This window comes from Mesorhizobium abyssinicae (assembly GCF_049887195.1).
Classification (GTDB): Bacteria; Pseudomonadota; Alphaproteobacteria; order Rhizobiales; family Rhizobiaceae; genus Mesorhizobium; species Mesorhizobium abyssinicae.
On sequence record NZ_JARAKC010000008.1, the window covers coordinates 193,094 to 215,917 of the forward strand.

General features: G+C 65.4%; 23 protein-coding genes and 1 pseudogene. 14 read left to right on the forward strand and 10 right to left on the reverse strand.

What is annotated here, in order from left to right; all coding sequences use genetic code 11:
* Positions 1-31: 31 nt before the first annotated feature.
* The 5 genes from PU724_RS19425 to PU724_RS19445 form a co-directional block, all read right to left on the reverse strand.
* Complete coding sequence (locus tag PU724_RS19425; protein WP_320253678.1) at positions 32-1,357, reverse strand: bifunctional folylpolyglutamate synthase/dihydrofolate synthase; 1,326 nt, start codon at positions 1,355-1,357, stop codon at positions 32-34.
* 122 nt (positions 1,358-1,479) lie between these two features.
* Positions 1,480-2,406 (reverse strand): acetyl-CoA carboxylase, carboxyltransferase subunit beta, encoded by a 927-nt coding sequence (gene accD / locus PU724_RS19430; RefSeq protein ID WP_127283609.1) that lies wholly within the window; start codon positions 2,404-2,406, stop codon positions 1,480-1,482.
* 39 nt (positions 2,407-2,445) lie between these two features.
* Entirely contained in the window at positions 2,446-3,285 is an 840-nt protein-coding gene (gene trpA / locus PU724_RS19435) for a tryptophan synthase subunit alpha (protein WP_127283608.1), read from the reverse strand.
* A 2-nt stretch (positions 3,286-3,287) separates the two neighbouring features.
* On the reverse strand, positions 3,288-4,508 hold the full coding sequence (gene trpB, locus PU724_RS19440; RefSeq protein ID WP_135860252.1) for a tryptophan synthase subunit beta: 1,221 nt from the start codon (positions 4,506-4,508) through the stop codon (positions 3,288-3,290).
* A 26-nt stretch (positions 4,509-4,534) separates the two neighbouring features.
* Positions 4,535-5,194 (reverse strand): phosphoribosylanthranilate isomerase, encoded by a 660-nt coding sequence (locus PU724_RS19445; RefSeq protein WP_354420458.1) that lies wholly within the window; start codon positions 5,192-5,194, stop codon positions 4,535-4,537.
* Between the two features lie 111 nt (positions 5,195-5,305).
* Here PU724_RS19445 and PU724_RS19450 point away from each other — a divergent pair, with 111 nt between their 5' ends.
* The gene (locus PU724_RS19450; RefSeq protein ID WP_127283604.1) at positions 5,306-5,524 is read left to right on the forward strand and encodes a hypothetical protein; all 219 of its coding nucleotides are present in this window, start codon (positions 5,306-5,308) and stop codon (positions 5,522-5,524) included.
* Between the two features lie 27 nt (positions 5,525-5,551).
* On the opposite strand, the gene PU724_RS19455 is transcribed toward PU724_RS19450, so the two are convergent.
* The 4 genes and pseudogenes from PU724_RS19455 to PU724_RS19470 form a co-directional block, all read right to left on the reverse strand.
* Positions 5,552-6,310 carry a M48 family metallopeptidase gene (locus PU724_RS19455; protein WP_127283603.1) on the reverse strand — a complete coding sequence of 253 codons (759 nt, stop codon included), beginning with the start codon at positions 6,308-6,310 and terminating at the stop codon, positions 5,552-5,554.
* Between the two features lie 119 nt (positions 6,311-6,429).
* Positions 6,430-6,915 (reverse strand): DUF2852 domain-containing protein, encoded by a 486-nt coding sequence (locus PU724_RS19460; protein ID WP_354420459.1) that lies wholly within the window; start codon positions 6,913-6,915, stop codon positions 6,430-6,432.
* Between the two features lie 75 nt (positions 6,916-6,990).
* Positions 6,991-8,173: pseudogene (locus PU724_RS19465) on the reverse strand (benzoate/H(+) symporter BenE family transporter).
* Between the two features lie 2 nt (positions 8,174-8,175).
* Positions 8,176-8,970 (reverse strand): alpha/beta hydrolase, encoded by a 795-nt coding sequence (locus tag PU724_RS19470; RefSeq protein WP_292170824.1) that lies wholly within the window; start codon positions 8,968-8,970, stop codon positions 8,176-8,178.
* 219 nt (positions 8,971-9,189) lie between these two features.
* Here PU724_RS19470 and infC point away from each other — a divergent pair, with 219 nt between their 5' ends.
* The 8 genes from infC to PU724_RS19510 all read left to right on the forward strand — a co-directional run bounded on the left by infC (position 9,190) and on the right by PU724_RS19510 (position 16,228).
* Positions 9,190-9,726 (forward strand): translation initiation factor IF-3, encoded by a 537-nt coding sequence (gene infC / locus PU724_RS19475; RefSeq protein ID WP_059187883.1) that lies wholly within the window; start codon positions 9,190-9,192, stop codon positions 9,724-9,726.
* 183 nt (positions 9,727-9,909) lie between these two features.
* Positions 9,910-10,560 (forward strand): methyltransferase family protein, encoded by a 651-nt coding sequence (locus PU724_RS19480; protein WP_128272490.1) that lies wholly within the window; start codon positions 9,910-9,912, stop codon positions 10,558-10,560.
* Between the two features lie 231 nt (positions 10,561-10,791).
* The gene (gene rpmI, locus PU724_RS19485; RefSeq protein WP_027166935.1) at positions 10,792-10,995 is read left to right on the forward strand and encodes a 50S ribosomal protein L35; all 204 of its coding nucleotides are present in this window, start codon (positions 10,792-10,794) and stop codon (positions 10,993-10,995) included.
* A 93-nt stretch (positions 10,996-11,088) separates the two neighbouring features.
* A complete protein-coding gene (rplT, locus tag PU724_RS19490) occupies positions 11,089-11,490 on the forward strand; it encodes a 50S ribosomal protein L20 (RefSeq protein ID WP_042637600.1) in 402 nt (133 codons plus the stop codon).
* A gap of 140 nt (positions 11,491-11,630) precedes the next feature.
* Positions 11,631-12,728 carry a phenylalanine--tRNA ligase subunit alpha gene (pheS, locus tag PU724_RS19495; protein ID WP_128346285.1) on the forward strand — a complete coding sequence of 366 codons (1,098 nt, stop codon included), beginning with the start codon at positions 11,631-11,633 and terminating at the stop codon, positions 12,726-12,728.
* Complete coding sequence (locus PU724_RS19500; RefSeq protein ID WP_135860247.1) at positions 12,725-13,177, forward strand: GFA family protein; 453 nt, start codon at positions 12,725-12,727, stop codon at positions 13,175-13,177. The genes pheS and PU724_RS19500 overlap by 4 nt, the downstream gene beginning before the upstream one ends.
* Positions 13,174-15,582 carry a phenylalanine--tRNA ligase subunit beta gene (gene pheT / locus PU724_RS19505; RefSeq protein ID WP_354420460.1) on the forward strand — a complete coding sequence of 803 codons (2,409 nt, stop codon included), beginning with the start codon at positions 13,174-13,176 and terminating at the stop codon, positions 15,580-15,582. The genes PU724_RS19500 and pheT overlap by 4 nt, the downstream gene beginning before the upstream one ends.
* Before the next feature lie 43 nt (positions 15,583-15,625).
* Complete coding sequence (locus PU724_RS19510) at positions 15,626-16,228, forward strand: nucleotidyltransferase family protein (protein ID WP_354420461.1); 603 nt, start codon at positions 15,626-15,628, stop codon at positions 16,226-16,228.
* A 210-nt stretch (positions 16,229-16,438) separates the two neighbouring features.
* On the opposite strand, the gene PU724_RS19515 is transcribed toward PU724_RS19510, so the two are convergent.
* Positions 16,439-17,434 (reverse strand): aldo/keto reductase, encoded by a 996-nt coding sequence (locus PU724_RS19515; protein ID WP_354420462.1) that lies wholly within the window; start codon positions 17,432-17,434, stop codon positions 16,439-16,441.
* Between the two features lie 96 nt (positions 17,435-17,530).
* Between PU724_RS19515 and PU724_RS19520 the strand changes: the two genes are divergently transcribed.
* The 5 genes from PU724_RS19520 (at position 17,531) to PU724_RS19540 (ending at position 22,819) form a co-directional block, all read left to right on the forward strand.
* Positions 17,531-18,421 (forward strand): LysR family transcriptional regulator, encoded by an 891-nt coding sequence (locus PU724_RS19520; RefSeq protein ID WP_354420463.1) that lies wholly within the window; start codon positions 17,531-17,533, stop codon positions 18,419-18,421.
* Between the two features lie 138 nt (positions 18,422-18,559).
* On the forward strand, positions 18,560-19,132 hold the full coding sequence (locus PU724_RS19525) for a cytochrome b (protein ID WP_354420464.1): 573 nt from the start codon (positions 18,560-18,562) through the stop codon (positions 19,130-19,132).
* A gap of 69 nt (positions 19,133-19,201) precedes the next feature.
* Positions 19,202-19,777: a YceI family protein gene (locus PU724_RS19530; RefSeq protein ID WP_127286017.1), complete on the forward strand. Its 576-nt coding sequence runs from the start codon at positions 19,202-19,204 to the stop codon at positions 19,775-19,777.
* Positions 19,778-20,149: 372 nt separating this feature from the next.
* Positions 20,150-21,136: a Gfo/Idh/MocA family protein gene (locus PU724_RS19535; protein WP_354420465.1), complete on the forward strand. Its 987-nt coding sequence runs from the start codon at positions 20,150-20,152 to the stop codon at positions 21,134-21,136.
* A gap of 24 nt (positions 21,137-21,160) precedes the next feature.
* The gene (locus PU724_RS19540; RefSeq protein ID WP_354420466.1) at positions 21,161-22,819 is read left to right on the forward strand and encodes an FAD-binding dehydrogenase; all 1,659 of its coding nucleotides are present in this window, start codon (positions 21,161-21,163) and stop codon (positions 22,817-22,819) included.
* Positions 22,820-22,824: the final 5 nt, after the last annotated feature.

Here is a 22,824-nt window from a genome sequence, read left to right on the forward strand (position 1 = left end):
CTTGCGGTCAGAACAGGTCGGAACCCTGCCCTCAGGTCGGCGGCGTGCCGTTTTCGGCCAGCACCGCGCCGGCCAGGTAAAGCGAGCCGCCGATCAGGATGCGCGGCGGCGGACCGTCCCAGGTGTCGCGCAGCAGCATCAGCGCGCTGGCGACGGAGCTGACGGGTTCCGCCGACAGGCCGGCCTCGGCGGCACGCAGCGCCAGTTCGTCATTCGGCACGCCGGCGTCGCTGAGGCTCACCGGCACCGTATAGACATGCCGGGCGAGCCCCTTGAAGGCGCGGAAATAGCCGCTCTGGTCCTTGGTGTTGATCATGCCGGAGATCAGGAACAGCGGCCGCGGGTGCTTCTCTTCCTGCTCGGCGAGCGCCTCGGCGATGACGACGCCGGCGCCCGGATTGTGACCGCCGTCGAGCCAGATGTCGGCGCCCTTCGGCGCCAATTCGGCCAGCTTGCCTTGCGCCAGCTTCTGCATGCGGCCGGGCCAGGCGACGCTGGCCATCGCCTTTTCGGCGGCGCGATGGCTGATCTCGAAGCCGGCGGCCTTGATCGCGGCGATCGCCGCGGCCGCATTGGCGAACTGGTGGCGCCCCGGCAGGCGCGGCGGCGGCAGGTCCATCAGCCCGTCCTCGTCCTGGTAGACCATGCGGCCGTTTTCCTCGAAAGCGAGGAAATCCTGGCCGTAGACGAAGGTCGGGCAGTCGAGCCGTTCGGCGGTCTCGATCAGCACCTGCAGCGCCGTCTCGCTTTCCTGCGCGCCGATGACAACCGGGCAGCCAGGCTTGATGATGCCGGCCTTTTCTGCGGCGATCAGTTCGACGCGGTCGCCGAGATAGGCCTCATGGTCCATCGACACCGGCATGATCACCGACACTGCCGGCCGGGCGATGACATTGGTGGCGTCGAAGCGGCCGCCAAGGCCGACCTCGATGATGGCCGCTTCGGCCGGATGCTCCGCGAACAAGAGGAAGGTGACGGCGGTGAGGATCTCGAAGACGGTGATCTTCTGGCCTTGATTGGCCGCCGCGACGCGGGCGATGGCATCGGCGAAGACCTGGTCGTCGACCAGCTTGCCGCCGCCCTCGGCGGCGAGGCGGTAGCGCTCGTGCCAGTTCACCAGGTGCGGCGAGGTGTGCACATGGACGAGGTGACCGGCCGCTTCGAGCAGCGCGCGAGAGAAGGCGGCGCAGGAGCCCTTGCCGTTGGTGCCGGCGATGTGGATCGCCGGCGGGATCAGCTCCTGCGGATTGCCGAGACGTTCGAGCAGCCGCGTGATGCGGTCGAGCGAAAGGTCGAAGCCCTTCGGGTGAAGCGCCATCAGGCTTTCGATTTCGCGGTCGGCGGCAAGCGTTGTCATGGACGAATCCTAGCGCATGACCCCGAAACCGGAAATCGGTTTCGGAAAGGATCATGCGCAAATCAAAAAGCTACAGCACCGGACGGTGCGCGCAATCGCGCCTCGCGGCGTTCAGTGTCGCGTCAGGCCTGCGGCCGCGCTTCCTGGTGGGCGAGCGCCGGCGGTAGGATCTCGGGCTCGAGCGGCTTTTCTTCCTGCGGCAGCTTGAGCAGCATCTTCAGAAGCCGCGCGATGGTCTGGCGCATCTCCAGCCTCGACACCACCATGTCGACCATGCCGTGCTCCATCAGATATTCGGAGCGCTGGAAGCCGTCGGGCAGCTTTTCGCGGATGGTCTGCTCGATGACGCGCGGCCCGGCAAAGCCGATCAGCGCGCCGGGCTCAGCGATGTGGACGTCGCCAAGCATGGCATAGGAGGCGGTGACGCCGCCGGTGGTCGGATTGGTCAGCACGACGATATAGGGCAGGCCGGCTTCCTTCAGCCGGTCGACGCCGACCGTGGTGCGCGGCAACTGCATCAGCGAGAGTATGCCTTCCTGCATGCGGGCGCCGCCGGAGGCAGCGAACAGGATCAGCGGCCGCTTGCGCTGCAGGGCGACCTCGAACGCATGGACGATGGCGTCGCCGGCAGCCATGCCGAGCGAGCCGCCCATGAAGGCGAAATCCTGCACGGTGACCACCACAGGCAGTCCGTCGATGCTGCCCAGCGCATTGACGATCGCGTCCTCCAGGCCGGTCTTGGCCTTGGCGTCCTTCAGCCGGTCGGTGTAGCGCTTCTCGTCGCGGAACTTCAGCGGATCCTGCACGACCTTGGGATTTTCGAGCGTCTCGTATTTGCCGTCGTCGAAGAAATATTTCAGCCGCTCCTTGGCCGAGATCTTCATGTGATGGCCGGACGACGGGATTACGAACTGGTTGGATTCGAGGTCCTTGTGGAACACCATCTCGCCGGTCTCGGGATCCTTGATCCAGAGATTCTCGGGCATGTCGGTGCGCCGGCCGAGCATCGAATTGATCTTCGGGCGGACGTAATTGGTGATCCAGTTCATCGCTTCGGCTCCCGTCCTGACTAGGAAGAGGTAGGAAAACTATTCGGCGGCAGCAAGGCGGGCGGAGCGGACGCCCTGGGCAAGGCCGCTGACCAAAGTAGCCACCGCCTCGGCCGGATCGGCGGTCTTTTCGCCCTTCGGCCCCAGCACATTGGCGACAGCGTTGACGATCGCGGTGCCGACGACGACGCCGTCGGCCGAGGCGCCGATGGTGCGCGCCTGCTCGGCGGTCTTGACGCCGAAGCCGACGCAGACCGGCAGCGCGGTGTGGCCCTTGATGCGCTTGACGGCCGCCGCCACCTTGGCGGTGTCGGCCAATGCCGAGCCGGTGATGCCGGTCATCGAGACGTAGTAGACGAAGCCGGAGGTGTTCTCCAAAACCTTGGGCAGGCGCCTGTCGTCGGTGGTCGGCGTCGCCAGGCGGATGAAGTTGATGCCGGCCTTCAGCGCCGGAATGCAGAGCTCCTCGTCCATTTCCGGCGGCAGGTCGACGACGATCAGCCCGTCGATGCCGCTGGCCTTGGCATCGGCAAGGAAACGCTCGACGCCGTAGATGTAGATCGGGTTGTAGTAGCCCATCAGCACGATCGGCGTCTCGTTGTCGGCGGTGCGGAATTCCGAAGCCATCTTCAGCGTCTTGACCAGCGTCTGGCCGCCTTTCAGCGCCCTGAGGCCCGCCGCCTGGATGGCCGGGCCGTCGGCCATCGGATCGGAAAACGGCATGCCGAGCTCGATGACGTCGCTGCCGGCTCCGGGCAGCGCCTTCATGATGGCTAAAGAGGTGTCGTAATCGGGATCGCCGCCCATGAAATAGGTGACGAGCGCCGGGCGGCCCTCGGCTTTCAGCTTGGCCATGCGGCGGTCGATGCGGGTCGTCATGATCAGATCTCCATGCCCAGCATCGAGGCCACCGTGTGCACGTCCTTGTCGCCGCGGCCGGACAGGTTGACGATGACGATCTGGTCCTTGTCCATGGCCGGAACGATCTTGACCGCATGCGCGATGGCATGGGCCGATTCCAGCGCCGGGATGATGCCTTCGACGCGCGTCGTCAGCTGGAAGGCCTCCAGCGCCTCGTCGTCGAGGATCGGCACATATTCGACGCGGCCAGAGTCGCGCAGCCAGGAATGCTCGGGGCCGACGCCGGGATAGTCGAGGCCAGCCGAGATCGAATGGCCGTCGAGGATCTGGCCGTCGGCATTCTGCAGCAGATAGGTGCGGTTGCCGTGCAGCACGCCCGGCGCGCCGGCATTCATCGACGCGCAATGCTCGACACCATCGAGGCCGCGGCCGCCGGCTTCGATGCCGATGATGCGGACGTCCTTGTCGTCGAGGAAGGGATGGAACAGGCCGATGGCGTTGGAGCCGCCGCCAACGGCGGCGATGATGGTGTCGGGCAGGCGGCCTTCCTGTTCGAGGATCTGCGCGCGGGCTTCGGCGCCGATCACCGACTGGAAGTCGCGCACCAGCTCCGGATAAGGATGCGGGCCGGCGGCGGTGCCGATCAGGTAATAGGTGTCCTCGACATTGGTCACCCAATCACGAAGCGCCTCGTTCATGGCGTCCTTCAGCGTGCCGTGGCCGGCGGTGACCGGCCGCACCTCGGCGCCGAGCAGCTTCATGCGGAAGACGTTGGGGCTTTGCCGGGCGACGTCGGTGGCGCCCATGTAGACGACGCAGGGATAGCCGAAGCGGGCCGCGACGGTGGCCGAGGCGACGCCATGCTGGCCGGCGCCGGTCTCGGCGATGATGCGCTTCTTGCCCATGCGCTTGGCAAGCAGGATCTGGCCCAGGCAATTGTTGATCTTGTGCGAGCCGGTGTGGTTCAAATCCTCGCGCTTGAAATAGACTTTCGCGCCGCCGAGATGCCTCGTCAGGCCTTCGGCGAAATAGAGCTTTGAGGGCCGCCCGGCGTAGTGGGTCGACAGGTTCTGCAGCTCGGCCTTGAACTCCGGATCGTTCTTGGCCTCGTTCCAGTGCCGTTCGAGGTCGAGGATCAGCGGCATCAGCGTCTCGGCGACGAAGCGGCCGCCGAAGATGCCGAACATGCCCTGCTCGTCGGGCCCGGTGCGGAAGGAATTGGGCATAGCCGGCTTGTTCATCGCCGATCTCCTGGTTCAAGAATTGCTCAGGCGGCGCGGTCGTCGCGCGCGGCCCTGACGGCCCGGAAAAACTGCTCGATCAGCGCCGGATCCTTGACGCCCGGGGCGCTTTCCACGCCCGACGAAATGTCGATGCCGGGCGGATTGGCTGATCTCAGGGCGTCGCCGACGTTGACGGCGTTGAGCCCACCGGAAAGCATGTAATCGACGCCGGCGTCAAGGCCGGCAAGGATATGCCAGTCGAAGGCGACGCCATTGCCGCCCGGCAATTCAGATCCTTTCGGCGGCTTGGCATCGAAGAGGAAGCGGTCGGCGATGCCGACGAACGGTTTTATCCGCTCCAGATCGGCCGTCTCACTGATCGACAATGCTTTCATCACCGGCAGGCCGTAGCGCACTTTCACCTCGGCTACCCGCCCGGGCGTTTCGGAACCGTGCAACTGCAACATGTCAGGCTGCATCCTGGCGACGATCTCATCCAGAAACGCATCGCTGGCATCGACTGTGACGGCAACCGCCAACGCCTTGCCGCGCGCCGCCTCGCGCAACCTGCCAGCGTCGGCGGGCTCGATGTAGCGCGGGCTCTTGGCGAAAAAGATGAAGCCGACATGGCTGGCGCCGCCGGCCAGCGCCGCGGCCATTGCCGCGTCGGTCTTCAACCCGCAGATCTTGATGTCGAGCGCCATGGCGCGGGGATTGGCACGAAAAGCCGCAAGAGTCGAGAAAAAGCATGCTGTTGCCGCCACGGCGGAAAGCACTACCTTTCAAACAGGGGACATTGGCGGGAGCAGACAATCATGACCGACCGAACCGTTGCCGAACTCAGGCAAAAGATCGCGCAGGCGCGCGACGTGATCGCGCATCTGATGGACAAGGCCGCCTTCAACGGGGCCGAGGCGCACCGGGCGCTGGACTATTTCGGCGGTGACGCTTTCGACCGGAATTTCCTGCCGTGGCCGCAACATGGCGCCGAGGGGTTGCGACCGGAGGAACTGAACGCGGCGAATGATGACTGAGCGGCCGGCCCAAGGCCGCCGGACGCGTCAATCGAACACGATCGCCTGCAGGGCGCCGCCGTTGCGCTTCAGCCAGTCCTTGCAGCGGTCGGTGTCGGGGCAGAGCTTTTCGCACAGTTTCCAGAATTTCGGGCCGTGGTTCATCTCTTTCAGATGCGCCACCTCATGCGCGACGAGGTAGTTTATCACCGGCGCCGGCGCCATCATGATGCGCCAGGAGAAGGACAGATTGCCTTCCGAGGTGCATGAGCCCCAGCGGCTGGAGGTGTCCTTGAAGCGGATCGCCTTGGCGCGCTTGCCGAGCGCTTCGGTGTGTTTGGCCACCAGCTTCTCGATCTCGCGCTTGGCCTCGCGCTTCAGATAGTCGGCGATGCGGCGCGGCAGATGCACGCGCTCGCCATGCACGATCAGCAGCGGGCCACGCTCGTCGCGCGAGATGGTGACGGTGCCGCGCTTGGACGGGTCATGGACGATCCGATGCGCCACGCCGCGCACCGGAATCTTGATGCCCGGCCGCACCTGCGGCCGTGTCGGCACCTTGGCCAGCCGCTGCTCCAGCCAGTCCTGGTGACGGTCGAGGAATTTCTCCACCTCGCCGCGGCGCAGGCCCGGCGGCACGGTGATGCGCAGGCCCTGGCCGCCGGAATCGATGCGCAGCGTCAGCCGCCGCGCCCTGTGGCTCTCGACGATCTTGAGCGGCAGGGTACGGCCGGCGACGCTGTGCTCACGCTCGACGACTGGCGCCGGCTTGGGTTTGGTCAGGCTGCGGAAAAAGCCGATGGTCATGGCCGGACGATACGCGATTCGAGGAAAACGACCAGTGGAGTGAACTTAAAAAGAGAACAAAAACGAAACGGCGCCGCTTGCGCGACGCCGTTTGTCATAGCGAGGCCGGTCGCGCAACCTCAGTCGTCAAGCAGGTTCGAGCCCTTGCGCTTGGGGGTCGACGGGCTTGCCGGCTTGGTCGTCCCGGTCGTGGTTGGCGCGGTCGACTTGTTGCGGTTGGCCATGAAACGATCGAACTCGTCCTGGTCCTTGGCGCGGCGCAGCTCGCGGGCATAGTCGTCGAACTCGGTCAGCATCTCGTCGAGCTTGCGGCGTTCCTCGGCCAGGCGGTCGAACTCCTTTTCGCGCCAGTCGTCGAAAGCGACGTTGCCGGTGCGGGCCGAGCCGTGGCCCCAGCGCGCGGCCTTGTCGGAACCGCGGCGGCAGCCGGCGAAGATGCCATCGGTGGCGCGGTTCACGTCACGCTTGAAGCCGTCGAGCCGGTCGCCCCAGATGATGTAGGCGAGCATGGCGAAGCCGAGCGGCCAGAACACCATGAAGCCGATCACCATCAGCGCGATGGTCGCCGGCGTCCAAGCCGGACGGATCAATGCAGTTGTGTTCATTTTCTCCCAGTCCTTCCGTTGGGCACAGCCAATCCTGGCTGCGTGGAATCGAGATGGGATGGGCAAAACGGCGATTCAAGACGATCGCATCCAAAACCGGACAAAGGGCTGAAATGATTGTCTCATTTTGAGTTCTTCGAGGAAAACCACGACCATTCCGGCAACCAGACCCCAGAAGGCCGCGCCGACGCCGAACAGCGTCAGCCCCGAGGCGGTGACGGCGAAGGTGACGATGGCGGCCATGCGGTGGCCTTCGTCCTTGAGCGCGATCGACAGCGCGTTGGTCAGCGGCGCCATCAGCGCAAGACCCGCCACCAGCACGATGAGGGCCTGCGGCAGCACGGCGAAGATCGCCACCAGCGAGGCGCCGAACATGGCGAAGACGAGGTAGGCGAGCGTGTAGAACGGGCCTGTCTTCCAGCGCTCGGCGGTATCGGGATGGACATCCGGCCCGGTGCAGATCGCCGCTGAAATCGCCGCCAGATTGGTGGTCGGCCCGCCGAACGGCGCCGACAGCAGCGAGAAGAAGCCGGTGACGCCGATCAACGGACCGGGCTCGGGGTGGTAGCCGGCGGCCTTCAGCACGGCGAGGCCGGACAGGTTCTGCGAGGCCATGGTGACAAGGTAGAGCGGCAGCGCGAGCCCGATGACGGCGCCGGCCGTGAACTGCGGCGCAATCAGCGTCAGCGTCGACAGTTCCGGCGCCGGCAGGCCGCCGACACGGCCGGTGAGGAAGGCGGCCAGGCCACCGCCGATCAGCACCGCCAGCACCGATAGCGCCGGATTGAACAGACGGATGACGAAGAAGGCCACGATCAGCGGCAGGATCAGCCGGATCGGAAGGGATGGTCTTGAAGGCATTGGTGGCGAAGCCGACGAGGATGCCGGCCAGCATGCCGGAAGCGACGGAGGGTGGAATCCGGGCGATGAATTGGGTCAGCGGCTTGAACAGGCCGGTGGCGATCAAAAGCACCGCGGTGACGATGAAGGCGCCGACCGCCTCGTTCACCGAAAAGCCGCTCGATGCCGCGAGCAGCGCCAAGCCGGGCGTCGACCAGGCGGTGATGACAGGCATTTTGGTGCGCCAGGACAGCCACAGGCACTCGACCGCCATCGCCAGGCAGATCGCCGTCACCCCGCTCGCCGTCTCGACCTGCGTCGCGCCGACCGCCTTGGCGGCGGCGATGACGACGGCGAGCGTGCCGCCGAAGCCGACGATCGCGGCGACGAAGGCGGATATCGGAATGGAGATGCGCATGCTCACATGCCTCGCTGCACCATGTCGCCCACCGCCCGCAGCAGCAGGTCGAGATCCTGTGGCCGCGACAGGCGGTGGTCGCCGTCCGGAATGAGCGAAAGCGTCACGTCGTCGGCCGGCAGCAATGCGGCAAGCTTGAGCGCGTGGCTGGACGGCACATCCGCATCGGCGAGGCCCTGCAGGATGTGCACCGGGCAGTGGGTGTCGATCGGCCCGCCCATCACCAGGTTCTTGCGGCCGTCCTCGATGAGCGCGCGCGTATAGATGTAAGGCTCGGCCGAATAGTCCGACGGTTCGGCGAAGAAACCCTTTTCGAGCAAATCCTGCTTCTGCGCCTCGGTCAGCGCCGGCTCGACCAGTTCGGCGGTGAAATCCGGCGCCGGCGCCAGGAGCACCAGGCCGGTGACGCTGGCGTCGCCCGCCTTGCGCAGTTCCTGCACCATGCGCAGCGCGATCCAGGCGCCCATCGAGGAGCCGACCAGGATCTGTTTGCCTTGGGTGAAACGGCGAAAGACGGCCAGGCTCTCGGCCAGCCATTTCGAGATGGTGCCGTCGGCGAAGGCGCCGCCGGACTCGCCATGGCCGGAATAGTCGTGGCGCAGGAAGGCTCTGGGCTCCTTTGCCGCCCACCCGGCCAGCGTCTCGGCCTTGGTGCCCAGCATGTCGGACTTGTAGCCGCCGAGCCAGACCACGCCGGGCGCGGCGCCTTGCGACGGCCTGACGGCCGCGCCTTGCGACTGCCTGACGGCGATGCTGGTTCCCTCGACATCCAGAAACATGGGAGCGGTTGCGGTCATGGCTGGCGTCTGGTCCTGTTCCTTGTGCCGGTCTTTTGGCACGGCGGAGCGTTCGACGAAAAGTGCTCTGCAACTTTCTTTGCTTGGTGCAGACGCGGGATCAGGTGATTTCTTGCGAAGGCTGTGCTATTGACTTGCGCCGCGCGCTCACCACATTGGCGCGTCCCGACCATCCGAACTCTACGAACCCCGAACGAAACGGCCAAGGAGACCACGACCATTCGCAGACCTTTCAAAGCAGCGGCGCCCACCAAGGATGGGCCGCGCTCCAACCGCGACATCCGGGTGCCCCGGGTCCAGCTCATCGACGCAGAAGGCCACAATCGTGGCGATGTTTCCATCAACGACGCATTGCTGCTGGCCGAAGAGGCCGGGCTCGATCTCGTCGAGATCTCGCCCAACGCGCAGCCGCCCGTCGTCAAGATCCTCGATCTCGGCAAGCTGAAATACGCCAACCAGAAGAAGGCGGCCGAAGCGCGCAAGAACCAGAAGGTCATCGAGATCAAGGAGATCAAGATGCGCCCGAACATCGACAGCCATGACTACGAGACCAAGATGAAGGCGGTGCGCCGCTTCTTCGAGGACGGCGACAAGGTCAAGCTTACGCTGCGCTTCCGTGGCCGCGAAATGGCGCATATGGAGCTCGGCATGCAGCTCCTGAACAAGGTTCGCGAGGAAGTGGCGCCGATCGCCAAGGTCGAAGCCGAACCGAAGCTCGAAGGCCGCCAGATGATGATGGTGCTGGCGCCCCGCTGACAGGCGGGCCGCCGACCAACCCAGGCGTTGGCGTCGATCACGGCTTCGAGAAGCCGAATTGACTACTTCCCATGGCAGCGTGCTCTAAAATCCGCCTGAATTGCGGAGCACGGCGTCCCGACGATCGGCGGGGCGCCTGTTTTCAATCCGATCGCCGGCAAACCTCGACGATCGGATTGCATCATGGTCGATGACGTCAAATACCCTGACACCAACCCCGTGAAATACGGGCTGGGCAACTACCAGCAGATGCGCAGACTGGTGCTGGCGGTGCTGATCGCGGTGCTGTTCGCCGCGCTGCTGTTCGGCCAGTCGACCTTTCCGCCCGACACGTGGCTGCATGAGTCGATCGAGATGTTCGGCGTGCTGCTGATCTTCCTCGGCATCGTCGGCCGGCTGTGGGCGACGCTCTACATCGGCGGACGCAAATCCTCCGAAGTGGTCACCGGCGGCCCCTATTCGATCACCCGCAACCCACTCTATGTCTTCTCGACTGTCGCCGCCGCCGGTGTCGGGGCGCAAATCGGCTCGTTCACCGGCATCATCCTGTTCGCGGCCCTGTGCGCCGGGGCGTTCCACATCGTCATCCTGCGCGAGGAGAAATTCCTCAAGGAGGCGCTCGGCGCCCCTTACCGGGCCTATCTGGCGAAAGTGCCGCGCTTCTTCCCCGACCTCTCGCTGTACGACGAAGGCGACACCGGCAGCTTCAAGCCGCGCCTGCTTTTGAACACGCTGCTCGACGGGCTGGTGTTCCTGGTCGCGCTGCCGGCCTTCGAGCTGATCGACGGCGCACAGCTGTCGGGCGTGCTGCCCGTGCTCTTCAGGCTCCCCTGATCGCGGACAGAGCGTCGCATGGCTTGAGGTGTTGCGCGCCGGCCGTGTTTGATCTATAGGACCGCCGTCCCGCGTATCGGCCCGAAATCGTCTTTCGGAAAGCATAAGCAGGAACAAAAACGAAAACCGCCCGGCAGGGCATGCCGTGGCGGTTTCATTTGCTTTTCGGGCTTTGGTCGGCCCGGAGCGAACAAGAAGCGCGATGGTGCGCCCACAATACGGAGTAGCAAAATGCCCAAGATGAAGACCAAATCGGCCGCCAAGAAGCGGTTCAAGATTACTGCCACCGGCAAGGTGCTGTCGGCTGCCGCCGGCAAGCGCCACGGCATGATCAAGCGTTCCAACAAGTTCATTCGCGATGCCCGCGGCACGATGGTTCTGGCTGAACCGGACGGCAAGAAGGTCATCAAGAATTTTCTGCCGAACGGCCTCTGAGCATTCGGCCTGGACACGCAACTGGTTTGACGCAATTCCGAACGGAAAACCGCTAAACACTTTTCCTGGAATTGCTTTTAAGGAGATCATGACATGGCACGCGTAAAGAGAGGCGTCACCGCTCACGCCAAGCACAAGAAGGTCCTGAAAGCCGCCAAGGGTTTCTACGGCCGCCGCAAGAACACCATCCGCATCGCCAAGCAGGCGGTGGAGAAGTCGCTGCAGTACGCCTATCGCGACCGCAAGAACCGCAAGCGCTCGTTCCGCGCGCTGTGGATCCAGCGTATCAACGCCGCGACCCACGAGCACGGCCTGACCTATGGCCGCTTCATCGACGGCCTCAACAAGGCCGGTATCGAGATCGATCGCAAGGTCCTGTCCGACATGGCCATCCACGAGCCGCAGGCTTTCGCCGCGCTGGTGGCCAAGGCCAAGGTCGCGCTCGAATACCTGAAGAACACCACGCCGAACGCTTTTGAAAGCGCTGTCGCCTAAGCCAGCGCTTCCCAAGCATTCGCAATTCTGATTTGGGGAACCCGCGCTGGCACGGCTGGCGCGGGTTTTTCTTATGCCTGATGCAACCAAAATGGTGACGCACCGGACACTGGTGGTTGCCCGATCGAGAGAGTTTCACCGTGAACGCCAGTGCTGGAAATCTTGAAGTCCTGGAAGGCTCGCTGCTTGCCGACATAGCGGCAGCCGCTGACGAGGCTGCGATCGAGGCGGTGCGCGTCGCGGCGCTGGGCAAGAAGGGCTCGGTCTCCGAAATGCTGAAGACGCTCGGCGCGATGACCGCCGAGGAACGCCAGGTGAAGGGCCCAGCGATCAACGGGCTGAAGAACCGCGTCACCGAGGCGCTGACCGCGCGCAAGGCGGAACTGAAGGACGTGGCGATCGCCGCCCGGCTCGCCGCCGAGACGGTCGACGTGACGCTGCCGGTGCGCCAGTCGCCGGCCGAGCGCGGCCGCATCCACCCGATCAGCCAGGTCATCGACGAGATCGCGGCGATCTTCGGCGATCTCGGCTTCGCCATCGCCGAGGGTCCCGATGTCGAGACCGACTATTACAATTTCACCGCGCTGAACTTCCCGGAAGGCCACCCGGCGCGCGAGATGCATGACACCTTCTTCTTCCAGCCGGACGAGAAGGGCGAGCGCAAGCTTTTGCGCACCCACACCTCGCCGGTGCAGATCCGCACCATGGAGCGGCAGAAACCGCCGATCCGCATCGTCATCCCCGGCAAGACCTACCGGCAGGATTCGGATGCCACGCACTCGCCGATGTTCCATCAGGTCGAGGGGCTGGTGATCGACAGATCAGCCAACGTCGCCAACATGAAGTGGGTGCTGGAGGAGTTCTGCAAGGCCTTCTTCGAGGTGCCGAGCGTCAAGATGCGCTTCCGCCCGTCCTTCTTCCCGTTCACCGAGCCGAGCCTCGAGGTCGACATCCAGTGCGACCGCTCGCGGCCGGGCGAGGTGCGGTTCGGCGAGGGCTCGGACTGGATGGAGATTCTTGGCTGCGGCATGGTGCACCCCAATGTGCTGCGCCATGGCGGGCTCGATCCCGACGAGTACCAGGGCTTTGCCTGGGGCATGGGCATCGACCGCATCGCCATGCTGAAATACGGCATGCCGGACCTGCGCGCCTTCTTCGATGCCGACGTGCGCTGGCTGTCGCATTACGGCTTCAGGCCGCTCGACCTGCCGACGCTGTTCGGAGGCCTCTCGGCATGACGGCGCCGCACACCGGCGGCTGCCGCTGTGGCGCCGTGCGGTTCGAGGCGTCAGTCGAGCCGCACCACATCAGCTACTGCCATTGCGGCGATTGTCGGCGGGCGAGCGGCGCGCCGGTGTCGGCGTTCGTCGGCTTCATGACCGACCAGATCGCGCTCGACGGCAAGGCACTGAAGCGGTTCGAGAACGGCCCAGTAACGCGCACCTTCTGCGGCGTCTGCGGCTCGCCGATCGCCTATACGGATGAGCGGCTCGCCGGCCACATCTATTTCACCCTCGGTTCGATGGACATGCCGGCCTATTTCAAGCCGACGCACCATGCCCATGTGCGCGAGCAGCTCCCCTTCCTGCATATGCCCGACGACCTGCCGCGCCATCTCAGGACCAGCGTGACCAGGCCCGAAAATCAACGACCCGACGGGCAAAGACCAGACGGAACACAGTCATGAAATTCACCCTCTCCTGGCTCAAGGACCACCTCGAGACCGACGCCTCGCTCACCGAGATCGTCGAGCGGCTGACCGCAATCGGCCTCGAGGTCGAGCATGTCGACGATAAGGCGGGGCTAAGACCCTTCGTCATCGCCAAGGTGCTGTCGGCGGTGCAGCATCCCGACGCCGACCGGCTGCGCGTGCTGACGGTCGACACCGGCGACGGCAGACCGCCGGTACAGGTCGTTTGCGGCGCGCCGAACGCCCGCGCCGGCCTGATCGGCGCCTTCGCCGCGCCCGGCACCTACGTTCCCGGCATCGACGTTACGCTCGCGGTCGGCAAGATCCGCGGCGTCGAGAGCCACGGCATGATGTGCTCGGAGCGCGAGTTGGAAATCTCCGACGAGCACAACGGCATCATCGACCTGCCGCAGGACGCGCCTGTCGGCACCAGCTTTGCCGCCTACGCCCATCTCGACGATCCGGTGATCGAGATCAACCTGACGCCGAACCGGCCGGATGCGACCAGCGTCTACGGCATCGCGCGCGATCTTGCCGCGAGCGGGCTCGGGCGCCTCGTCGGCGGCGGGATCATGCCGCATGCCGGCGATGGCCTCTGCCCGGTCAAGGTCACGATCGAGGCGCCGGAACTCTGCCCCGGCTTCGCGCTCACGCTGATCAGGGGTGTGAAGAACGGCCCGTCGCCGAAATGGCTGCAGCAGCGGCTGCTCGCCATCGGGCTCAGGCCGATCAGCACCCTGGTCGACATCACCAACTACGTCACCTTCGACCGCGGCCGGCCGCTGCATGTGTTCGACGCCAAGAAAGTGACCGGCAACCTCACCGTGCGCCGGGCAAAGGATGGCGAAAAGATGCTGGCGCTCGACGGCCGCGAATACACGCTGACGCCGGAAATGTGCGTCATCGCCGACGAGGACGGCGTCGAATCGATCGCCGGCATCATGGGCGGCGAGCATTCTGGCTGCGACGAGAACACCACCGACGTGCTGGTCGAATCCGCGCTCTGGGACCCGATCACCACGGCCCGCACCGGCCGCGCGCTCGGCATCATCACCGATGCGCGCTACCGCTTCGAGCGCGGCGTCGACCCTGAATTCATGGTGCCCGGCATCGAGCTGGCGACCAAGCTGGTGCTCGATTTCTGCGGCGGCACGCCGACCGAGATCGAGGTGGCGGGCTATGCCGGCCACAAGCGGAAAACCGTCTCCTTCCCGCTGTCGGAAGTGAAGCGGCTGACCGGCATCGAGGTGCCTAAGGCGGAAAGCCTCGACATCCTGACCCGCCTCGGCTTCGAGCCGCAGGGCTCGGGCGACGTCGTCAAGGTGAAGGTGCCGTCGTGGCGGCCGGATGTCGACGGCAAGGCCGACCTGGTCGAGGAGGTGATGCGCATCCACGGCGTCGACAATATCGCGCCGCAGCCGCTGACCTCGCATGACGCGGTCAACGGCAAGATCCTGACGGTGCTGCAGATCCGCACCCGCGCGGCCAAGCGCGCGCTTGCCGTGCGCGGCATGATGGAGGCCGTCACCTGGTCGTTCATTCCGGCCAAGCACGCCGAACTGTTCGGCGGCGGCCAGACGGCGCTGAAGCTCGCCAACCCGATCGCCGCCGACATGTCGGACATGCGGCCCTCGCTGCTGCCCGGCCTGATCTCTGCCGCCCAGCGCAATGCCGACAGGGGCATTGGCGATGTGGCGCTGTTCGAGGTCTCCGGCACCTATGAGGGCGACCTGCCCGACCAGCAGCGGCGCGTCGCCGCCGGCGTGCGGCGCGGCACGGCCAAGCTCGACGGCTCCGGCCGCCACTGGGCCGGCAATGCCGGGCCGGTCGGCGTGTTCGACGCCAAGGCCGATGCGATCGCGGCGCTCGAAGCCTGCGGCGCGCCGGTCGACCGGCTGCAGATCGAGCCCGGCGGCCCGGCCTGGTACCATCCCGGCCGTTCCGGCACGATCAAGCTCGGTCCGAAGACGGTGCTCGGCACGTTCGGCGAATTCCATCCGAAGACGCTTGAGGCGCTCGACGTTTCCGGACCGATCTGCGGCTTCGAGGTTTTTGTGGACGCAGTGCCGGAGCCGAAGGCCAAGCCGACCCGCACCAAGCCGAAGCTGGAGCTGTCGCCCTTCCAGGCGGTGAAGCGCGACTTCGCCTTTGTCGTCGACAGGACGGTCGAGGCCGGCACGCTGGTGCGCGCAGCCCTTGCCGCCGACAAGAAGCTGGTCACAGGTGTCTCGGTGTTCGACGTCTTCGAGGGCGCGTCGCTGGGCGCGGCCAAGAAGTCGATCGCCATCGAGGTGTCGATCCAGCCGGTCGAGAAGACGCTGACCGACGAGGATTTCGAGGCGCTGGCCAAGCGTATCGTCGAGAACGTCAACAAGCAGACGGGCGGCGTGCTGCGCGCTTAAGCAGGAGGTTGCCGGAAGGTGGCGAATCGTCCTCCAAAGGGCGATGGACCATCTCCGTCATTCCGGCCTTCCTTTTGAAGAACAGCGCCTGGCGTTCCTCGGCATCATCGCGACCGACCCACTCATTGGCGAAACACTGGCGCGGGTGCGTGATCTCGCGCTGCCGGACTGGCTGGTGGTTTCCGGCGCGCTCTACAACAGCGTCTGGAACCACCTGACCGGCAAGCCGCCGGGCTACGGCATCAAGGATGTCGACCTGTTCTATTTTGAGGATGCCGACCTTTCCTACGAGGCCGAGGACGCGGTCATCCGCCGGGCGGCCAGACATTTCGACGGGCTGACGCTGCCGGTCGAGGTGCGCAACCAGGCGCGGGTGCATTTGTGGTATCCGGAGAAGTTCGGGCAGGAATGCCCGCGCTATACGAGCGCCAGCGAGTCCGTCAGCTATTTTGCTTCGAAGACGCATGCGGTTGGAGTGCGGTACGGCCGGGACGGAGCGCTGGAGCTGGTGGCGCCGTTCGGGCTGGACGATGTGTTTTCGTTCCGGATTACACCGAACCGGGTGATGGACAACCAGCGGACGCATGAGGCGAAGGGGAAAAGGGCGCAGGAGTGCTGGCCGGAGATTGAGGTGGTGCCGTGGTAGGATATGTAAGCGCGAGGCGCCCCCCTCTGCCCTGCCGGGCATCTCCCCCACAAGGGGGGAGATCAGCAGCTTTGGCGCCGCGCCTTTCCTTCAAACGGTCGTAATTGGCGAAAGCGGCGGTGACAGCCAATCTCCCCCCAAGTGGGGGAGATGTCCGGCAGGACAGAGGGGGGCGCTGTCCCGCCGGCGTCTCAAAGCAAGCTGAACCGTCTAACCATTCACCAGCGCCATCAGCTCCTCGGTATAGCGCTTGCCGACCACCTTGTCGGGCGACAGCGCGTCGCCAATCGCGGCAACCTCCGCAGCACTCAAATCGACCTCGGCCGCTGCCGTGTTCTGCTCCAGATGGCGGATTTTCCGCGCGCCGGGGATCGGCACGATGAAATCGCCCTGGTGCAGCACCCAGGCGAGCGCCAGTTGAGCCGATGTCACGCCCTTCTCCGCCGCCATCTTTTCCAGCGTGGCAACAACCTTGGCGTTGGCTGCCATGGCTTCGGCCTGGAAGCGCGGCTGGCCGAGGCGCCAGTCGCCGGCGTCGAGGACGTCCGGCCTGGCGATCGTGCCGGTGAGCAGGCCGCGGCCGAGCGGGCTGTAGGGTACAAAGCCGATGCCGAGCTCGCGGCAGACGGCGAGGACCTCGTCCTCGGGATCGCGGGTCCATAGCGAATATTCGCTCTGCACGGCCGATATCGGGTGCACCGCATGCGCCCGGCGGATGGTCGCGGCACTCGCCTCCGAGAGGCCGAGGGCGCGGACCTTGCCCTCGCGCACCAGCTCGGCCATGGCGCCGACCGTGTCCTCGATCGGCACGTTGGGGTCGACACGGTGCTGGTAATAGAGGTCGATGACATCAGTGCCCAGCCGCTTCAGCGAGGCCTCGGCCACCGCCTTGACGTGCTCGGGGCGGCTGTCGACGCCGGCCATGCGGTCGGTGCCCGTCCCCTCTTCCAGGATCTTGAAGCCGAATTTGGTGGCGATCGTCACCTTGCCGCGCACCGGCTTCAGCGCCTTGCCGAGCAGGATCTCGTTCTCGTAGGGGCCATAGACTTCGGCGGTGTCGAAGAAGGTCACGCCGATCTCGACGGCGCGGCGCAGCGTGGCGATCGCTTCGGCTTCTGGCTGGCCGCCATAGACGAAGCTCATGCCCATGCAGCCGAGGCCGACGGGGAAGACTTCGAGTTCAGTTCCAAGTTTGCGGGTTTGCATCACGCATCTCCTTGTTGTGATGCGGAACAAGTAGCCACTTGGCTTTCGTTCGATAACCGTGTCGCTTTTGCACGGCTTGTTCTATAAAATAGATCAATGAACCGAGCGAACCTCTCTCAGCTGGCAGTGCTTGCCACCGTTGCCCAATGCGCCAGTTTTCGCGGTGCGGCCCGCGAGCTCGGCATCGCGCCGTCCGCGGTGAGCCACGCGGTGGCGAGCCTTGAAGCTCGGCTCGGCGTGCGACTGCTGGCGCGCAGCACGCGCAGCGTGGCGCCGACCGTGGAAGGGGCGCAGTTGCTCGAACGGCTGCGGCCGGCGCTTTCCGAAATAGACCACGCGCTGGAGACGGCGGTGGAGGCGCGCGACCGGCCGGCCGGCAATCTGCGGCTGACCGTGCCGCGCACGGCAGCGCACCTGACGCTGACGCCACGGCTCGGCGCCTTTGCCGCCGCCTATCCCGACATCGTGCTGGAGATCGTCATCGAGGACCGCTTCACCGATGTGGTCGAGGGCGGCTTCGATGCCGGTGTGCGGCTCGGCGAAAGCCTGCAGCGCGACATGATCGCGGTGCGCATCGGGCCCGACCTTCGCGGCGCCGTCGTCGCCGCGCCGTCCTATTTTGCCACGATGCCCAGACCGCGCCACCCGCGCGAGCTCGCCGACCACCGCTGCATCCGCTTCCGTTTCTCCAGCGGCATCCTCTATCGCTGGGAATTCGAGAAGGACGGCGAGGAGATCGAGATCGCTGCGCAAGGGCCGCTGATCCTCGACGAGGACCATCTGATCGCGCAAGCGGCGGTAGACGGCGTCGGGCTCGCCTTCGTCTTCGAGCCCTATGTCAGGGCGCCGCTCGCCGACGGCAGGCTGATCCGCGTTCTGGAAGACTGGTGCCCGACCTTCGACGGCTTCTTCGTCTATTATCCCAGCCGCCGGCAGATGCGGCCGGCGCTGCGGGCTTTCGTGGACTTCTTCAGGGTGGGCGGGTAGGGGCGCTGCAGGCCCGCGGCGAAACCATCGCTCCAAGGTTGGTCGCCAACCCTATTGGCCGCCGGCGCCCGGAATTGTGTGGGGAGTGGGGCATAGGGTAGCCTGGAAGAAAGCTGACCTCAGCGGCGTTTTTCGACCATGGAATCGTCAATCACCAACACCTCAACCCGCTATGGCTGGGCGATGATCGTCCTGCATTGGCTGATCGGGATCATCTTCATCGGCCAGTTCGTGCTCGGCTTCGTGATGATGCGGATCGAAAGCCAGCGTACCTCCTTCGAGCTGATCCAGTTGCACAAGTCCTTCGGCTTCCTGCTGCTCGGCTTGATCATCCTGCGCATCGCCTGGCGATCCGGCAATGCGCCGCCGCCCTTGCCGTCATCCGTCGGCAGCCTGGAGCAGCGCACGGCACCGTTGGCGCATTTCGCGCTCTATCTCTTACAGATCGCCCTGCCGCTCTCCGGTTGGGCGCTGGTGTCGGTGTCGACGCTGGAGATCCCGAGCATGCCATTCAATCTGTTCGTGATGCCCAACCTGCCACTGGCCGTATCCGACGCGGCGGAGAGTTTTTGGACGGCAGCGCACTGGTATCTCGCCTATGCCGGCATCGCGCTCGTCGTCCTGCATATCCTGGCCGCGTTGCGCCATCATTTCTGGCTGCGCGACGGCGTGCTTGCGCGCATGATCACGCCTTCGTCAGGCAGGGAATAGAAGACCGCCGTCGTTCGTTGGTGAGGCGAGAAGACAGCAATGCGCTGCCTCAGAAAAAGGACCTTCCCCATGCATGCGCGCATCCTTGGATTGGCGGCCCTTGCCGCTTGCCTTGCCGTGCCCGCCATCGCGGCGGTGGCGCTCAGCGACGCCGCCGGCAGCTACACGATCAGCCCGGCCGCATCGAACATCCGCTTCACCATCGGCAAGGCGGGCGGCGGCGGCTTCGACGGCGCCTTCGCCCGCTTCAAGGGCAGCATCCGCATCGACAACGGCAATGTCGAACGCTCGCAGGTCAACCTCACCATCTTTCCCGAGAGCGTCGGCACCGGCCAGAACCGCATCGATGCCTTCCTGCGTTCCGACGCGGTGTTCGACAGCGCCAACAGCCCGGAAATCCAGTTCCGCTCGACCAATGTGACCCGTACCGGCGACACGACGGCCTTGGTCACCGGCCGGCTGACGGCGCGTGGCAAGACGTTTCCGGAAAAATTCACCGCCGAGCTCAGCAGCCTCAAGGCCGGCACGATCAAATTCCACGTCACCGGCAAGGTGTTGAGGTCGCGCTACGGCATGGATGTCGGCACGCCGATCTATTCCAACGTCGTCAACTTCGACATGACGCTGACGGGCAAGAGGGGCTGAGGCGCATTTCCTCGCCCCCGCAACGCGGGCCACGCTATGCACACATCTTCTGTGATTGGCGTGACTGATCAGGCCGTAGCTTGATGGCCACGTGGTTCCCCCAATCCGTCGCTGCTTCGCAGCGCCACCTTTCCCCCCTCCGGAGGGAAAGGAAGGGAGCCTTGCTTGGCGAGCGTTGACTGCAAAAAAGCTAGGCGCCTTTCCTCTACCCCGTCGATCGGGGGAGAGGTGGCTCGGCGAAGCCGAGACGGAGTGGGGGTCGACCAGCGCTACATTGGACAATGCAGGCGCCAAGCCACGGAGCGTCTGCGATTGGCTTTTCCCCTGAATTGGGGCACACCTCCATGATGTAAATCGACATGGAGAAGCGTGATGTTCCGATGGGGTGTTCTGTCGACGGCCAAGATCGGCCGCGAGCAGCTGTTGCCGGCAATCGTCGAGGCGGAGAACGGCGTCCTGTCGGCGATCGCCAGCCGCGATCTGGCGAAAGCCCGGGCGCTCGCCGACCGTTTCGGCGCGCCGCATGCTTTCGGCTCCTATGAGGAACTGCTCGCCTCGAAGGACATCGACGGCGTCTACATCCCGCTGCCCACCTCGCAGCATATCGAGTGGACGGCCAAGGCGATCGAGGCCGGCAAGCATGTGCTGGTCGAGAAGCCGCTGGCGCTCGACGCCGAGGACATCGCGCCGCTGATCAAGCTGCGCAACGAGAAGAAGGTGCTGGTCTGCGAAGCCTTCATGGTCATCTACCACCCGCAATGGATCAAGGTGCGCGACCTGATCGCCAGCGGCGCCATCGGCCGGCTGCGCCACGTGCAGGGCGCGTTCTCCTATTACAATGTCGACCCCAAGAACATGCGCAACCAGCTCGACCTCGGCGGCGGCGCATTGCCCGACATCGGCGTCTACCCGACGGTGTCGACGCGCTTTTCGACCGGCAAGGAACCGCAGCGCGTGCAGGCGACGATCGAGCGCGACAAGACCTTCGGCACCGACATCTATTCCTCGATCCGCGCCGATTTCGGCGACTTCGAACTGTCCTTCTACCTGTCGACGCAGATGGCGGCGCGGCAGGTGATGGTGTTCCACGGCGAGAAGGGTTTCATCGAGGTGTTCTCGCCGTTCAATGCCGGGCTCTACGACCACCATCGCATCGAGCTGCACAACCAGAACCACACCGAGGCGCAGGTGTTCCGCTTCCCCGGCACGCAGCAGTACCGGCTGGAGGTCGAGACCTTCGCCAGGGCGGCGCAGGGCGCCAAGGAGCGCGTCTTCACGCTGGAGGAATCGGTGCTCAACCAGAAGGTCATCGATGCCATCTTCCGCGCCGGCGGCAAGGACGGCTGGGAACCGGTCTGACAGTTCGCTTTGGGGGGAGCAAAAATGGCTGACGATGCGGACGTCGTCATTGTCGGCGCGGGGCTGGCCGGCCTCGTCGCCGCGGCCGAGCTGGCCGAGGCCGGCAAGAAGATCATCATCGTCGACCAGGAACCGGAGCAGTCGCTGGGCGGCCAGGCCTTCTGGTCGTTCGGCGGTTTGTTCCTGGTCGACTCGCCGGAGCAGCGACGCATGCGCATCCGCGATTCGCACGATCTCGCGCTGGAAGACTGGATGGGCACCGCGGCTTTCGACCGCCCGGAAGATTTCTGGCCGCGCAAATGGGCCGAGGCCTATGTCGGCTTTGCCGCCGGCGAAAAGCGTTCCTGGCTGATCGAACGCGGGCTGAAATTCTTTCCCGTCGTCGGCTGGGCGGAACGCGGCGGCGGCAACGCCATCGGCCACGGCAATTCGGTGCCGCGCTTCCACGTCACCTGGGGCACCGGCCCCGGCGTGCTCGAACCTTTTGTCCTGCGTGTGCGGGAAGCGGAAAAGCGGGGGCTTATCCAGTTCAAATTCCGCCATCGTGTCAATGAGCTGACGCGAACAGGCACGACCGTCGATGGCGTGCGCGGCGACATCCTCGAGCCAAGCAGCGTCGAGCGCGGCCGCAAGAGCGCGCGCGACATCGCCGGCGATTTCGAACTTCACGCGCAAGCGGTGATCGTCGCCTCCGGCGGCATCGGCGCCAATCACGAGCTGGTGCGCAAGAACTGGCCCGAGCGCCTGGGCAAGGCCCCATCGCGGATGATCACCGGCGTGCCCGACCATGTCGATGGCCGTATGCTGGCCATCACCGAAGCGGCCGGCGGCAGGGTCATCAACCGCGACCGCATGTGGCACTATGTCGAGGGCATCAGGAACTGGGCGCCGATCTGGACCGACCACGCGATCCGCATCCTGCCCGGCCCGTCGTCGCTGTGGCTCGACGCGCGCGGCAAGCGCCTGCCGGTGCCGCTCTATCCGGGCTTCGACACGCTCGGCACGCTCAGCCACATCATGAGCACCGGCTTCGACTATTCCTGGTTCATCCTGACCAGGAGGATCATCCAGAAGGAGTTCGCGCTGTCGGGCTCCGAGCAGAACCCGGACCTGACCGGCAAGAGCTGGCGCCAGGTGCTGGGCCGCGCCACGTCGGGCATTCCCGGCCCGGTGAAAGCCTTCATGGAGAAGGGCGAGGACTTCATCGTCGAGGCCGACCTTTCGAAGCTGGTTGCTCGCATGAACGCACTGGCCGGCGGCGAGCCGCTATTGGAGGCGGCCCAGGTCGAGCGCGAGATCCGCGCCCGCGACCGGCAGCTCGACAATCCATTCTCGAAAGACATGCAGGTGACGGCGCTGCGCGGCGCGCGCGCCTATCTCGGCGACAAGCTGATCCGCACCGCAAAGCCGCACAAATTGCTCGATCCGGCGAACGGCCCGCTGATCGCGGTGCGCCTCAACATCCTCACCCGCAAGACGCTCGGCGGCCTGCAGACCGATCTCGACAGCCGCGTTCTCGATGCCGGGGGCCAACCGGTGCCGGGTCTCTACGCGGTCGGCGAAGCTGCCGGCTTCGGCGGCGGCGGCGTGCACGGCTACGCGGCGCTGGAAGGCACGTTTCTGGGCGGCTGCATCTTCTCCGGGCGCAGTGCAGGACGGGCGGCGGGCGGCGCGGTGGTCTGAAGGAT